Origin of the sequence: Shewanella marisflavi (genome assembly GCF_002215585.1) — a bacterium.
In the GTDB taxonomy this organism is placed as follows: domain Bacteria; phylum Pseudomonadota; class Gammaproteobacteria; order Enterobacterales; family Shewanellaceae; genus Shewanella; species Shewanella marisflavi.
In genome coordinates this window covers 3853574-3867694 of sequence record NZ_CP022272.1, presented here as the reverse complement: position 1 = coordinate 3867694, position 14121 = coordinate 3853574, and the positions used below count along the sequence as shown (strand labels likewise).

Below are 14121 nucleotides of genomic sequence, written 5' to 3'. Positions count from 1 at the left end.
GACACCATGGCCAGTCAGTATACACACATAGTATTGGGACTCGGCGCCACTGGGCTGTCGGTTGTGCGTTATTTAACTAAGCAAGGCATTACGCCGCTGGTGATGGATAGCCGCGAGAATCCTCCGGGACGCGAGCTCTTGACGCAAGAGTTCCCTGAGGTGTTGTTGCTGACCGGAGGCTTCGATTGTCGCTATCTGGTGCAGGCCAGCCAGATTGTTGTGAGTCCAGGGATCCCCTTGGATACGGCCGAAGTGCGCGCCGCCGTGGATATGGGGATCGATATTGTTGGCGATGTCGAGCTGTTTGCCAGAGCTCTGCAGGGGAGAGAAGCCTGTGTGATCGGCATTACCGGTTCAAACGGCAAGTCGACTGTCACCACCCTGGTGGGTGAGATGGCGGCTGCTGCCGGACTCAATTATGCCGTTGGCGGCAATATCGGTGTGCCAGTGCTTGATCTGCTTGAGGGCAATCATGATCTGTATGTACTTGAGTTGTCGAGTTTTCAGTTAGAAACCACCTCAAGCCTTAATTGTATCAGCGCCACCTGTCTGAACATCAGTGAAGATCATATGGACAGGTATTCAGATCTTGAGAGCTATCGTCAGGCCAAGCTGCGCTTGTACGATCAGACCAAGCTGGCGATTTTTAATCGTGACGATCTGCTGACCCGTCCTAACGAGCCGATGAATCAAAACAGCTTTGGCCTCTCGCTGCCCGAAGGGGATGAATGGGGCGTTAGCCATGGCGTTTTAGTTCATGGTGCAACCGAATATTTGGCCTGCGATCAGGTGGCTTTGGTCGGCAGTCATAATCAGGCCAATCTGTTGGTCGCCATGGCCTTGGCAGATAGTGCCGGGATCGCAAAGGCGGTCATGGTCGACGTAGCAAAGCGCTTCAAGGGCCTGGCGCACCGTTGTGAGCTGGTCGCAAAACATCAGGGCGTAAGCTACGTAAACGATTCTAAGGCGACCAATGTGGGCGCTACCCTAGCGGCTTTGCAAGGGCTGAGTGACCATGAGGGGCAGATCATTTTGATCGCCGGTGGTGACGGTAAGGGCGCCGATTTCTCTGTGCTTCGCCATGCTCTGATGGGGGTCAGTCAAGTGATCACGCTAGGTCAGGATGGTGACAGAATTGCCGAGCAGTTTGATGGTGCGATTCGGGTCGAGACTATGCAAGAGGCGGTCGTTCAAGCGGCGCAGCTTGCTAAGCCGGGAGATATAGTGCTGCTATCGCCAGCCTGTGCCAGCTTGGATATGTATAGCAATTTTATGGCCAGGGGTGATGATTTTCGTGCTCAGGTAGCTGCACTCAACGATGAGGTGGTGCATGCGTAGCGATGAGCGTCAACTAAGCCTGTTTGGTAGCTCCCTGAGTTGGACGCTGCCAAACCTGTTTAGTCAACGTGAAGCGCCGGGCATGCAGCTCTATGACAGAGCATTACTGTTCGCGATTATCTCCCTGATAAGCTTCGGCTTCATCATGGTGATGTCGGCCTCTATGCCAGAGGCTACAAGTTTAACGGGTAACCCTTTCCACTTTGTGTGGCGCCATGTGGCCTACCTATTGGGATGTGCCCTTATAGCAGCGGTGGTGCTGCAGGTTGAAATGCAAAGGTGGCAACAGCTGAGCCCTATTTTGCTCTTGGTTGTTGGCATCATGTTGGTTGCAGTGCCAATTGTGGGCACGACGGTAAATGGTGCGACCCGTTGGTTGTCTGTCGGGCCTATCCGCATTCAGGTGGCCGAGATGGCCAAGTTTGCCTTTGCCATCTACATGGCGGGCTATCTGGTGCGGCGACATCAGGAGGTGCGGGAAAACGCCAAAGGTTTCTATAAGCCGATTGCCGTGTTTGCCGTGTATGCCTTCTTGATCCTGCTGCAGCCGGACCTGGGGACAGTGGTGGTGCTGTTTGTCGGTACTGTGGGCTTACTGTTTTTAGCGGGTGCAAGATTGCTCGATTTCTTCGCGCTGATCTTGACCGGTGCCATGGCCTTTGTGGGTCTGGTATTGCTGGAACCTTACCGTATGCGACGGGTGACCTCGTTTCTGGACCCTTGGCAGGATCCCTTCGGTAGCGGTTATCAGCTTACCCAGTCGCTGATGGCCTACGGCCGTGGTGACTGGCTGGGACAAGGCTTAGGTAACAGCATTCAGAAGCTGGAATACCTGCCAGAGGCTCATACCGATTTTATCTTTGCCGTGATCGGCGAAGAGTTGGGTTTTTTGGGCATTATTGCCGTGTTGTCGGTACTGCTGTTTGTTGCCTTGAGAGCGATAAAGCTGGGTAATCTTTGCCTGCTGCAAGACAAGGCGTTTGAAGGCTATCTGGCTTACTCAATTGGCATCTGGATCTGTTTCCAGACAGTGGTGAACGTCGGAGCCAGTATTGGCATGTTGCCTACCAAGGGGTTGACGCTGCCCTTTATCAGTTATGGCGGCAGTAGCCTGTGGGTGATGACGGCGGCAGCAATGATATTAATTAGAATCGACCATGAAAGACGATTAAGCCTGATACAGGCGGTACAAGGCAAGGTGAAATAGATGGTCTCAGAGAAACGTATTTTGATCATGGCTGGCGGCACGGGGGGACATGTCTTCCCGGCGTTAGCCGTGGCCAAAGCGTTGGCCAAGCAAGGTTGGCAGGTGCGTTGGCTTGGTACCGCCGATCGTATGGAGGCGCGACTGGTGCCTCAGCATGGCTTCGATATCGACTTTATCGATATTAAAGGGGTACGCGGTAACGGGCTTATTCGTAAGTTGGCGGCACCCTTTAAGATTTTGCGCTCCATCATGCAGGCGCGTGAGGTGATTAAAGAGTTTAAGCCTGATGTGGTGCTCGGCATGGGCGGTTTTGCCAGTGGCCCTGGGGGCGTGGCAGCCAAGCTTAGCGGTATTCCGCTGGTGCTCCATGAGCAAAACGCTATTCCGGGTATGACTAACAAGCTATTGTCGCGTATTGCGACGCGAGTGTTATGTGCCTTTGATAACACCTTTGAAGCGGGTGCTGAAGTGGTGGGTAATCCCATCCGCAGCGAACTGATCGCCCTTGGGCGTAGCGAAGTGCCCAGTGCTCAAGACGATGCCTTAAGGGTATTGGTTGTCGGTGGCAGTCTGGGGGCAAAAATATTTAACGACCTGATGCCAAGCGTGACGGCGGCTGTCGCTAAGCAGCATTCCATGACAGTTTGGCACCAGGTGGGCAAGGGCAATCAGGCGCAGGTAGAAGCCGAGTATTTGCAGCTCGGTCAGTCGGGTAGCGTCAAGGTCGCCGAGTTTATCGATGATATGGAAGCGGCCTATCGTTGGGCCGATGTGATTTTGTGCCGCGCAGGTGCCTTGACGGTGTCTGAGGTCGCGGCAGTGGGGCTACCGAGTCTGTTGGTGCCTTATCCCCATGCGGTGGATGATCATCAGACTAAGAATGCCCAGGTATTGGTTGAAGCGGGTGGCGCCTTCTTGCTGCCGCAAACCGTATTAACTAGTGAAAAATTGATCAGCAAGCTACAGATCTTGGCATCAGATCGTAAGGCCCTTGTCGAGATGGGGCAACTGGCCAAGAGTGTTGCTGTATTAGATGCCACTGAGCGGGTCGCTAATGTGTGTATCGCGCTGGCAAGTAAGGAAAAAAATGATTAAAGCCGAAGAGAAGTACGCCCAGTTAAGAACCATTATCCCTGAGATGCGTCGCGTTAAGCGCATCCATTTTGTGGGAATAGGCGGTGCGGGTATGGGTGGTATTGCCGAGGTGTTGGTAAACGAAGGTTATCGTCTTAGCGGTTCAGATATCGCTGAGAATGCCGTGACGGCTCGTCTGAAACGACTCGGCGCGGCCATTTTTATCGGTCACCAGGCCGATCAGGTTGAAGGGGTCGATGTGGTGGTGGTTTCTACCGCTATCGATGCCAATAACCCAGAAATTTTAGCCGCGCAGGAGCGGCGCATCCCTATCGTTCGCCGAGCAGAGATGTTGGCTGAGCTGATGCGTTACCGTCATGGGGTGGCTGTGGCCGGTACCCATGGCAAGACGACCACCACGAGTTTGATTGCTAGCGTGTATGGTCAGGCCGAGCGAGACCCGACCTTCGTGATCGGTGGTCTGCTTAACAGTGCCGGCACCAACGCGCGCCTTGGCAAGAGTCGTTATTTGATCGCCGAAGCTGACGAGAGCGATGCCAGTTTCTTGCATCTGCAGCCCATGGTGAGTGTGGTCACCAATATCGAAGCCGACCATATGGACACCTATGAGGGAGATTTCGAGAAGTTGAAATCCACCTTTGTCGACTTCCTGCACAACTTGCCTTTTTACGGTGTTGCTGTGGCTTGTATCGACGATCCCGTGGTGAGAGAGATATTGCCGCGTATTGGCCGTAAGGTGGTGACCTATGGTTTTAGCGACGATGCCGATGTACAGGCGCTGAACTTTGAGCAGAAAGGTTATAGCTCTCGCTTTACCGTGCGCCGTGAAGGGATGGTGGATCTTGACCTAAGTGTGAACCTGCCGGGTCGTCACAATGTGCTCAACGCGCTGGCGGCAATTGCGGTAGCCACAGAAGATGAAATTGAGGATGAAGCGATCATCCGTGCGCTGGAAGAGTTCCAGGGGATTGGTCGACGTTTCCAGCAGCTGGGTGAATTTGCCACTTCTGCGGGTGATGTGATGCTGGTCGATGACTATGGTCATCATCCTAGCGAAGTGGCGGCAACCATTAAGGCGGCACGCTCAGGTTGGCCAGACAAGCGCCTGGTGATGATCTACCAGCCCCATAGATATAGCCGCACTCGAGATCTCTATGATGATTTCGTCGAGGTGTTGGCCCAGGTGGATTGCTTGTTATTGCTTGATGTATATGCCGCCGGTGAGGCGCCGGTACCCGGGGCAGACAGTCGCGCCCTATGCCGCTCGATTCGTCAGCGTGGCCAGCTCGATCCTATTTTTGTGGCCGAGCCTGAGCAGCTACAGGCGATTTTGCCTGGCATATTGCAAGATGGCGACCTGTTGTTGACTCAGGGGGCGGGCAATATTGGTGCCCTAAGTCGCCAACTGGCTGATGCTGGCTTGCAGTTTGAGTCGGAAAAAGAATGAGGTGCAAGGTGCTTAGTCACCTAGCCTAGACGAAGCTTTTGACGCTAGAGGTGAGGTAGTTATAATGCCCGGTTACTTACAACTGCCCTCTGGTAGTAAATTGATTGATTTTTATACATTAAATGATGTGTTAGGGCGATAAGCAGTGTCCTGGAGTGAGCTAGGTAGCCGTTGGAAAAACAGGTTGAAACAGGTCGATTGGTATCTGTGTTTCGGCTTGATTTTTCTCTTCCTGGTGCTGTGCGGTTTGTCCCTAGGCGGTTGGAAGCTGCATCTGGTACTCAACGACGCAGATGCTCTGCCTATCGAGGCGGTCGCGATTAAAGGTGATAGACAGTTCACCAGCGACGCAGAGATACGCTCGGCGCTGCAGGATCTGATGCAGAGAAGCTTCTTCTCCGCCGATGTGAATCAGGTACAGCAGGCCTTGGAAAATTTGCCCTGGGTGTACCACGCCTCGGTGAGGCGAGAGTGGCCAGCTAAGTTAAAGGTATTTCTGGTCGAGCAGAAACCTGTGGCCCACTGGAACGAGACAGATTGGCTTAACGAGCAGGGGCAGGTGTTTAAGGCACCCAACCGGGACGGCATAGGGCAATTGCCTAACTTGGTCGGCCCGGAAGATCAGGCGTTGTCAGTGTTGACTAGCTATCGCCAGGTGAGTGAATTATTGAAGATTAACGGGTTTGATTTAACCCGTTTAGAGTTGAGTCCCAGACATGCCTGGATAGCTGTGTTGGCAAATGGCATAGAGCTGAATCTGGGACGGGAAGATAAGATGGCAAGGGTGCAGCGCTTCATCCATGTGTATCCCACATTGATGAAACAGGATAAGCCCGTTGCCAGAGTTGATTTGCGCTACGATACCGGATTGGCCGTAGGTTGGGATGATGCACAAAATGAGAGCCGTTAATTAATGACCAAGAATCAAGATAGAAATCTGATCGTTGGATTAGACATTGGAACGTCCAAGGTTGCTGTGATCATTGGTGAGGTGTTACCCGATGGCGAGATCAGTGTGGTCGGCCTAGGTAGTCATCCCTCTCGAGGCATGGACAAGGGCGGGGTGAATGACCTCGACTCTATCGTGCGTAGTGTGCAACGGGCCTTGGATCAGGCCGAACTGATGGCCGACTGTCAGGTGGCGTCTGTCTACTTGGGGATCTCGGGTAAGCATATCGAATGTCAGAACGAAAACGGCATGGTATCGATTAACGACGAAGAGGTGACTCAAGAAGACGTCGACAACGTTATCCATACTGCACGCTCGGTGAAGATCCCAACTGAGCGCCGCATTTTACATGTGCTGCCGCAGGAGTATGCCATCGATGTGCAAGACGGCATCAAGAGCCCTATTGGTATGTCTGGCATGCGGATGGAAGCCAAGGTGCATATCGTCACCTGTGCTAACGATATGGCGAAAAACATTACCAAGAGTGTCGAGCGCTGCGGATTAAAAGTGGATGACTTAGTGTTCTCGGCTATCGCTTCGGCAGATGCGGTACTAACAGATGATGAGAAAGATCTGGGGGTCTGTTTAGTGGATATGGGTGGCGGTACCACAGATATCACCATCTACACCAATGGCGCATTGCGTCACTGCGCCGTCGTGCCAGTGGCAGGTAACCAGGTAACCAGCGACATCGCTAAGATCTTCCGTACGCCACTGTCACACGCCGAGCAGATTAAGGTGCAATACGCCAGTGCCAGAAGCGCCATGGTGAGCCGCGAAGACAGTATCGAAGTGCCGTCGGTTGGCGGACGTCCGTCGCGCACCATGTCTCGCCACACCTTGGCAGAAGTGGTTGAGCCTAGGTATCAGGAGCTATTTGAACTGGTACGTAAAGAATTGAGAGATTGCGGTCTGGAAGATCAGGTCGCCGCCGGTATCGTGCTAACAGGTGGCACTGCGTCTATCGAAGGCGCTGTGGATGTCGCCGAAGCGACCTTTGGTATGCCTGTTCGGGTTGCCGAGCCATTACCTGTAAAAGGATTGTTTGAATATGTGAACCAGCCCATCTACTCCACGGGTGTTGGGTTGTTACATTATGGTGCAAGACGAGTGCTTGAGCGTCAGTTCGAGCGCCCTGAGCGTCAAGGGGTGACCAGTCTTTGGAATCGGGTCCAAAGTTGGTTTAAAGGTGAGTTTTAAGGTTAATAACGCAGACTAAATGGAGAAAAGACCATGTTTGAGATCATGGATAGTCATTCCGATGAGGCGGTGATTAAGGTCATCGGTGTCGGTGGCGGTGGTGGTAACGCCGTCGAGCATATGGTGAAACACAATATCGAAGGTGTTGAGTTCGTTGCAACCAACACTGACGCCCAGGCGCTGCGAAAGTCAGCGGCGGGCACGACCATTCAATTAGGTCGTGATGTCACTAAGGGACTTGGCGCAGGCGCCAACCCAGAAATTGGTCGCCTGGCGGCCGAAGAAGACAGAGAGAATATCCGCAGCGCAATCAAAGGCTCGGACATGATCTTTATCGCCGCCGGTATGGGTGGTGGTACGGGTACTGGTGCTGCACCTGTGGTGGCTGAGATCGCTCGTGAAGAGGGAATTCTCACCGTAGCCGTAGTGACTAAGCCTTTCCCGTTTGAGGGTAAGAAGCGTATGGCTTACGCGGATCAAGGTATCGAGATGCTGGCTAAGCATGTGGATTCGCTGATCACCATCCCTAACGAGAAGTTACTTAAGGTATTAGGCCGCGGTACTTCACTGTTAGATGCTTTTGCTGCGGCTAACAATGTTCTGCTTGGTGCGGTGCAAGGTATTGCCGAGCTAATCACCCGTCCTGGTCTGATTAACGTCGACTTCGCCGACGTCAAGACGGTCATGTCTGAAATGGGTAATGCCATGATGGGCACAGGTGTGGCGAGCGGTGAAGATCGCGCCGAAGAAGCTGCCGAAGCGGCGGTTGCCAGTCCATTGCTGGAAGATATCGATCTGGCTGGAGCTCGTGGCGTTCTGGTTAACATCACGGCGGGCATGGACATGAGTATCGAAGAGTTCGAGACCGTAGGTAACCATGTTAAGGCTTATGCATCTGACAATGCCACTGTGGTTGTGGGTGCGGTGATTGACCCAGAGATGAGCGATGAACTGCGTGTAACGGTTGTGGCAACCGGCATTGGCGCCGAAAAGAAGCCTGATATTCAACTGGTTTCTAAGCCTGCGCAGCGCCCTGAGCCTACTCCTGCGCCTGAGGTGAAGATTGAACTTCCACCGGAAGAAGCAGTCCCACAGGCAATGGGAGCGGGTAATGTTGTGCAAGTGGCACAGCCTGCTGCGGCCGCTGCGCCTAAGAGTGATCTTGATTACTTAGATATACCGGCATTTTTGCGTAAGCAAGCTGACTAGCGCTTCTGGTTGGGAGTGCTAGCCGCCGCCTTAACCAGGATGGTGTACGGCGACTATCGTCTGTAAATTTTGGTGAATTGGCAAAGATATGCTAGCATGTCCGACCTGCAGCGCCCTTGTGCGCCGCTTTGTTGTGCAAAAATAGACGCTTTTTGGTTGTGATATAACGGGTAAATAAATGATTTTTCAAAGAACTGTTAAAGAAATGGTTAAGACCACCGGTGTCGGATTGCATTCCGGTAACAAGGTGACTTTGACGATCAAACCCGCGCCAGTAAATACAGGGATCGTGTTGGTTCGTACCGACTTGACGCCGAGTGTGGCGATTGCCGCTAAGGCAGATCAAGTGCGTGAAACGACCATGTGTACGGCGCTTGTGAATGACGACGGTGTTCGTATTTCAACAATTGAGCATCTGTTTGCCGCGTTAGCGGGCTTAGGTATCGATAATGCAACGATTGAAGTCGATGCCCCTGAGATCCCCATCATGGATGGCAGTGCCAGCCCATGGGTGTTCCTACTACAGTCGGTAGGGATTCAGGAGCAAGCCGCAGCAAAGAAATATCTAAGAATTAAGCGCCCTGTGCGTGTTGAAGATGGTGATAAGTGGGCCGAATTGCGTCCATTCAAGGGATTCAGAGTCGATTTCGCAATCGATTTTAACCATCCTGAAATTGCCAGAAGTCAGCAACACATGGTGATGGACTTTTCATCTTCTGCTTTCGTTCGCGATATCAGCCGTGCGAGAACCTTTGGGTTTATGCGCGACATCGAATATTTGCGAGCCAATAACCTGGCGTTAGGTGGCAGCATGGAAAATGCCGTTGTGCTTGATGAATATCGTGTCCTCAACCCCGATGGTCTGCGTTATGAGGATGAATTCGTTAAGCACAAAATTCTCGATGCTTTTGGTGATCTGTATGTAGCAGGTCATGCTATCGTCGGTGAATTCCGTGCCTTTAAGACGGGACACGCACTGAACAATCAGTTAGTACGTGCCCTGTTAGCCGAGCAAGATGCTTGGGAATTGGTCAGCTTCGAAAAAGAAGAAGAGGTGCCAGTCAGTTTTGCTGTACCTACCGGTGCAGTATTGGCCTAAGCCTATTTGGATTGCCTTGAACGGCTGGCTAAAGCAGCCAGCCGTTTTAGTTTTTGGCCTAGGGAACCTTCTACATGTTCAGCCAAGGCTTCGATATGCGCCGCGGCGGTTTCGCTAATCTGGTTGTGAGCCTGCTTTGATTTTGTCTCATACATTTTCAAGCTTGGGTTGACTTTAACCTCGATAGCGGACAGCATGGGTAGCGTTTCGGCTTGTAACTGTTGTAAAAGTTTGGGTTTTTGAAAGTTTATCCTTGCAGCCCATGCAGCGGTGGTAGTTTCGATAACGAGCACACCTTGACGGAAGTTGGCAACTTTTAGTTGTTCCGTGACAGGACCAGAGATCACCTGTTTAACATAGTGATCTAGGTGGATCAGAAGTTCTGCTTTTTCGGCTATAGAGGGAAGTTGACCCTGCTGAAGCAGTAATTGACTGAGGTCCTGCGGGGGCTTTTTCATAACATAATAAAATGGCTTAATGAGGCTATGAGTGTAACAGTTTTTATTCAAGGTCGGAATGGTGCTATGCGCTGGCAACCGGGTAAGCGTTGGTTATTGCTACCTGTATTGCTGATTGCCGCAGGCACTGGCTTGTATCAGCACAATGCCAAACAACTCCAGCAACAACAGGCGAGTGTCGATAATGAGCGTGTTGCCCGCGAAGAGCAGAAGCATGAACTCATCGAGCTTAAAGGCGCAACCGAATCGCAATTAGCCATGTTGGTTACCCATGTCGCAAGAATGCAGGCTAAAGTCGCCCGACTTGAAGCTCTGGGTCAGCAAGTTGCCAAAGATTATAAACTCGAAGATCAATTCGATTTCTCTTCAGAAGTCGGTGTTGGCGGCCTGAGTGAACTGGGCAGCAACATCGAACTCGATCAGCTTATTCAGGATATGGATAGGCTAGTGTCACGAATAGATAACAATAATGTTCAATTATCACTACTTGAAACGGTGACATCTAATCTCCATATAGATGAAGAACGTTATATCTCGGGGCGTCCCATCCAGAAAGGTTGGTTATCTTCGCCCTACGGTTTACGCAATGATCCCTTTAACGGCCGCAGAACCATGCACAAAGGCATAGATTTTGCCGGCAAAGAGGGAGCCGATGTTGTCGCCACTGCTGGCGGCGTCGTAACATGGGCAGGCAATATGTTTGGTTATGGCGAGTTAGTCGAGATAGATCATGGTAATGGTCTGCGTACTCGCTATGGACACAATAAGTCTTTGTCAGTAGCTGTAGGTGATGTGGTCGCAAAAGGCGAAAGTATTGCCAAAATGGGGAGTACGGGTCGCTCGACCGGTCCTCATGTGCATTATGAAGTGTTGCGTGGTGGACAGCAGATAGATCCAAAGAAGTATGTCTACCGCAAGGCAGGTTAAACTAAAATAGGCTTTTGGACTCGACAGGGACTTAGCCAACAACATAAAAGTGGTTCAGATGTTTGGTAAATTACTGACAAAAATATTTGGTAGTCGTAACGATCGCACCCTTAAAACTCTCGGTAAGATTGTCACTAAGATTAATGCACTCGAAGCGGATTTTGAGAAACTTTCCGACGAAGAGCTCAAGGCCAAGACGGCTGAGTTTAAGCAGCGATTAGAATCGGGCCAGACGCTGGATGATGTAATGCCAGAAGCCTTTGCCGTTGTGCGTGAGGCCTCAAAGCGTGTGTTCGATATGCGCCATTTCGATGTGCAGCTACTAGGTGGTATGGTGCTTGATAGCAACCGTATTGCTGAAATGCGTACCGGTGAAGGTAAAACCTTGACTGCTACCCTGCCGGCTTATCTGAATGCACTGACAGGTAAAGGGGTTCATGTGATCACTGTGAACGATTACCTGGCTCGTCGTGACGCTGAAAATAACCGTCCCCTATTTGAATTCTTAGGTATGTCTGTTGGCGTCAATATCGCGGGTATGGGCCAAGCCGAAAAGAAGATGGCTTATGCGTCTGATATTACCTATGGTACCAACAACGAATTTGGCTTCGATTATCTGCGCGATAACATGGCCTTCTCGCCTAACGAGCGTGTTCAACGCCCACTGCATTATGCACTGATCGATGAGGTCGACTCTATTTTGATCGATGAGGCGCGTACGCCGCTGATCATCTCGGGCGCCGCTGAAGATAGCTCTGAGCTATATATTAAGATCAACACCCTGATCCCTCATCTTATCCGTCAGGAGAAAGAAGATACCGAGGAAGAGATTGGTGAGGGTGATTACTCTATTGATGAAAAAGCCAAGCAAGTCCATATGACAGAGCGCGGTCAGGAGAAGGTAGAAGTCCTGCTGACCGAACGCGGCATGCTCGCTGAGGGGGATTCACTTTACTCAGCAGCCAACATCTCATTGCTGCATCACGTTAATGCCGCACTGCGTGCTCATACCCTGTTTGAAAAAGATGTCGACTATATTGTTCAAGATAACGAAGTGATTATCGTTGATGAACACACGGGTCGTACTATGCCGGGTCGTCGTTGGTCAGAAGGTCTACATCAGGCGGTTGAGGCTAAAGAAGGCGTTCATATTCAAAATGAAAACCAGACGCTGGCGTCTATTACCTTCCAGAACTTCTTCCGTCAGTATGAGAAGCTAGCCGGTATGACAGGTACTGCCGATACCGAAGCGTTCGAGTTCCAACATATTTATGGTTTGGATACTGTCGTTATTCCAACTAACCGTCCTATGGTGCGTAAAGACCATGCGGATCTGGTTTACCTGACGGCGGAAGAAAAATACGAAGCCATTATTAAAGACATCATAGATTGCCGCGAGCGTGGTCAACCTGTGTTGGTGGGTACGGTTTCGATTGAACAGTCTGAGCTGCTACATAGCATGCTTAAAAAGGCGAAGATTCCGCACGAAGTACTTAACGCTAAGTTCCATGAGCGTGAAGCAGATATCGTCGCCCAGGCGGGTCGTAAAGGTGCGGTAACCATCGCAACCAACATGGCCGGTCGTGGTACCGATATCGTGTTAGGCGGTAACTGGAACATGGAGATCGAAGCGCTCGACAACCCAACTGCCGAACAGAAAGCTAAGATCAAAGCTGACTGGCAGGTACGTCACGATGAAGTGGTTGCAGCTGGTGGTCTACATATTTTGGGTACAGAGCGTCACGAATCGCGTCGTATTGATAACCAGCTTCGTGGTCGTTCAGGTCGTCAGGGTGATGCCGGTTCATCACGCTTCTATCTCTCAATGGAAGACAGCTTGATGCGTATCTTCGCCTCAGATCGTGTCTCCTCTATGATGAAGAAGCTTGGCATGGAAAAGGGCGAAGCCATTGAGCACCCATGGGTATCTCGTGCGATTGAAAATGCCCAGCGTAAGGTTGAAGCGCGTAACTTCGATATTCGTAAGCAATTGCTGGAATTCGATGACGTGGCCAACGATCAACGTCAGGTGGTTTATGCTCAACGTAACGAACTCATGGATGCCGAAAGCATTGAAGACACTATCGTTAACATTCAGGCCGATGTGGTTAACGGTCTAATCGATCAATACATTCCGCCGCAATCAGTTGAAGAGTTGTGGGATGTTGCTGGCCTTGAAACCCGTCTTGAGCAAGAGTACGCCCTAAGAATGCCTGTTCAAGAGTGGTTAGATAAGGAAGACGATCTGCACGAGGAAACCCTGCGTGAGCGCATCGTTGAAATGTGGGCTAAGGCATATAAGGCGAAAGAAGAGATGGTCGGTGCCCAGGTACTGCGTCAATTCGAGAAAGCTGTGATGCTACAAACTCTGGACGGTCTCTGGAAAGAGCACTTGGCAGCCATGGACCATCTGCGTCAAGGTATCCATCTGCGCGGCTATGCACAGAAGAATCCTAAGCAAGAATATAAGCGTGAGTCGTTCGAGCTGTTCCAGCAGATGTTGGAGACATTAAAGCATGATGTGATCAGCGTATTGTCTAAAGTACAAGTTCAAGCGCAATCAGATGTCGAAGAGATGGAAGAGCGACGTCGCCAGGAAGAGGCTAAGATGCGTCGTGATTATCAACATGCTCAAGCCGAAGCACTCGTTGGCGCCGAAGAAGCTCAAGCGTTAGCCGGGACTCAGCCGGTTGTCCGTGAAGGTGAAAAGGTTGGCCGTAACGATCCATGCCCATGTGGTTCGGGTCGCAAGTATAAGCAGTGTCACGGCAAGCTAAGTTAATTTGTTAGTTTAGCTATAATAGAAAAAGCCATCCTTAGGATGGCTTTTTTGATCTTGGCGCGAGGCCAAACTCCCTCTAAAGCCCCTATTTGTGGATAACTTTGGGGGTAAATGGTGTGTATGATGTGACTATCTAAAAAGATCGAAAAAAGTCTGATTTTTCGTTAAAAACCACTTGCGCCCAAATTAGAACTGCCTATAATGCGCATCCACTGACACGGCAAAGCAGATAACGCAGCGTCGAAACACTTGGTAGCTAAGGCGATAAGGTGGTCAGTCACTGAAAAGTGAAGCCTCAAAAAGTTTGCAAAAACTGCTTGACGCGAACACGGGATTGCGTAGAATACGCAGCCCTAGCCACTCGGAACTACCGGGATGTGCTAAACGCTCTTTAACAATTTATCAAGTAA

General features: G+C 51.1%; 11 protein-coding genes. 10 read left to right on the top strand and 1 reads right to left on the bottom strand.

Features of this window, described 5'->3' with window-relative positions:
* Positions 1-6: 6 nt before the first annotated feature.
* The 8 genes from murD (at position 7) to lpxC (ending at position 9544) form a co-directional block, all read left to right on the top strand.
* Positions 7-1338, top strand: a complete 1332-nt coding sequence (gene murD / locus CFF01_RS17005; RefSeq protein WP_088905566.1) for a UDP-N-acetylmuramoyl-L-alanine--D-glutamate ligase — start codon at positions 7-9, stop codon at positions 1336-1338.
* On the top strand, positions 1331-2545 hold the full coding sequence (ftsW, locus tag CFF01_RS17000; protein WP_033539385.1) for a cell division protein FtsW: 1215 nt from the start codon (positions 1331-1333) through the stop codon (positions 2543-2545). Before murD ends, ftsW begins: the two co-directional genes overlap by 8 nt.
* On the top strand, positions 2546-3640 hold the full coding sequence (gene murG, locus CFF01_RS16995) for an undecaprenyldiphospho-muramoylpentapeptide beta-N-acetylglucosaminyltransferase (protein WP_088905565.1): 1095 nt from the start codon (positions 2546-2548) through the stop codon (positions 3638-3640). It abuts the gene before it with no gap.
* A complete protein-coding gene (gene murC, locus CFF01_RS16990; RefSeq protein ID WP_033539387.1) occupies positions 3633-5087 on the top strand; it encodes a UDP-N-acetylmuramate--L-alanine ligase in 1455 nt (484 codons plus the stop codon). Before murG ends, murC begins: the two co-directional genes overlap by 8 nt.
* Before the next feature lie 145 nt (positions 5088-5232).
* Positions 5233-5997 carry a cell division protein FtsQ/DivIB gene (locus tag CFF01_RS16985; protein WP_088905564.1) on the top strand — a complete coding sequence of 255 codons (765 nt, stop codon included), beginning with the start codon at positions 5233-5235 and terminating at the stop codon, positions 5995-5997.
* Between the two features lie 3 nt (positions 5998-6000).
* The gene (ftsA, locus tag CFF01_RS16980; RefSeq protein WP_033539389.1) at positions 6001-7236 is read left to right on the top strand and encodes a cell division protein FtsA; all 1236 of its coding nucleotides are present in this window, start codon (positions 6001-6003) and stop codon (positions 7234-7236) included.
* Between the two features lie 33 nt (positions 7237-7269).
* On the top strand, positions 7270-8445 hold the full coding sequence (gene ftsZ / locus CFF01_RS16975; protein ID WP_033539390.1) for a cell division protein FtsZ: 1176 nt from the start codon (positions 7270-7272) through the stop codon (positions 8443-8445).
* A 178-nt stretch (positions 8446-8623) separates the two neighbouring features.
* Positions 8624-9544, top strand: a complete 921-nt coding sequence (lpxC, locus tag CFF01_RS16970) for a UDP-3-O-acyl-N-acetylglucosamine deacetylase (protein WP_033539391.1) — start codon at positions 8624-8626, stop codon at positions 9542-9544.
* 2 nt (positions 9545-9546) lie between these two features.
* Here lpxC and CFF01_RS16965 read toward each other — a convergent pair whose 3' ends face one another.
* Complete coding sequence (locus CFF01_RS16965; RefSeq protein WP_033539392.1) at positions 9547-10002, bottom strand: DUF721 domain-containing protein; 456 nt, start codon at positions 10000-10002, stop codon at positions 9547-9549.
* A 27-nt stretch (positions 10003-10029) separates the two neighbouring features.
* Between CFF01_RS16965 and CFF01_RS16960 the strand changes: the two genes are divergently transcribed.
* Together CFF01_RS16960 and secA are read left to right on the top strand one after the other, a co-directional pair.
* Positions 10030-10929: a M23 family metallopeptidase gene (locus CFF01_RS16960; RefSeq protein WP_033539393.1), complete on the top strand. Its 900-nt coding sequence runs from the start codon at positions 10030-10032 to the stop codon at positions 10927-10929.
* 58 nt (positions 10930-10987) lie between these two features.
* A complete protein-coding gene (gene secA, locus CFF01_RS16955; protein WP_088905563.1) occupies positions 10988-13711 on the top strand; it encodes a preprotein translocase subunit SecA in 2724 nt (907 codons plus the stop codon).
* The last annotated feature ends 410 nt before the right edge of the window (positions 13712-14121 follow it).

Bases quoted from the DNA above. Each gene is read 5' to 3' on its own strand.
- secA (WP_088905563.1), top strand. From the start codon at position 10,988: ATGTTTGGTAAATTACTGACAAAAATATTTGGTAGTCGTAACGATCGC.
- lpxC (WP_033539391.1), top strand. From the start codon at position 8,624: ATGATTTTTCAAAGAACTGTTAAAGAAATGGTTAAGACCACCGGTGTC.
- murC (WP_033539387.1), top strand. From the start codon at position 3,633: ATGATTAAAGCCGAAGAGAAGTACGCCCAGTTAAGAACCATTATCCCT.
- CFF01_RS16960 (WP_033539393.1), top strand. From the start codon at position 10,030: ATGAGTGTAACAGTTTTTATTCAAGGTCGGAATGGTGCTATGCGCTGG.
- CFF01_RS16965 (WP_033539392.1), bottom strand. From the start codon at position 10,002: ATGAAAAAGCCCCCGCAGGACCTCAGTCAATTACTGCTTCAGCAGGGT.
- ftsA (WP_033539389.1), top strand. From the start codon at position 6,001: ATGACCAAGAATCAAGATAGAAATCTGATCGTTGGATTAGACATTGGA.
- ftsZ (WP_033539390.1), top strand. From the start codon at position 7,270: ATGTTTGAGATCATGGATAGTCATTCCGATGAGGCGGTGATTAAGGTC.
- ftsW (WP_033539385.1), top strand. From the start codon at position 1,331: ATGCGTAGCGATGAGCGTCAACTAAGCCTGTTTGGTAGCTCCCTGAGT.
- murD (WP_088905566.1), top strand. From the start codon at position 7: ATGGCCAGTCAGTATACACACATAGTATTGGGACTCGGCGCCACTGGG.
- murG (WP_088905565.1), top strand. From the start codon at position 2,546: ATGGTCTCAGAGAAACGTATTTTGATCATGGCTGGCGGCACGGGGGGA.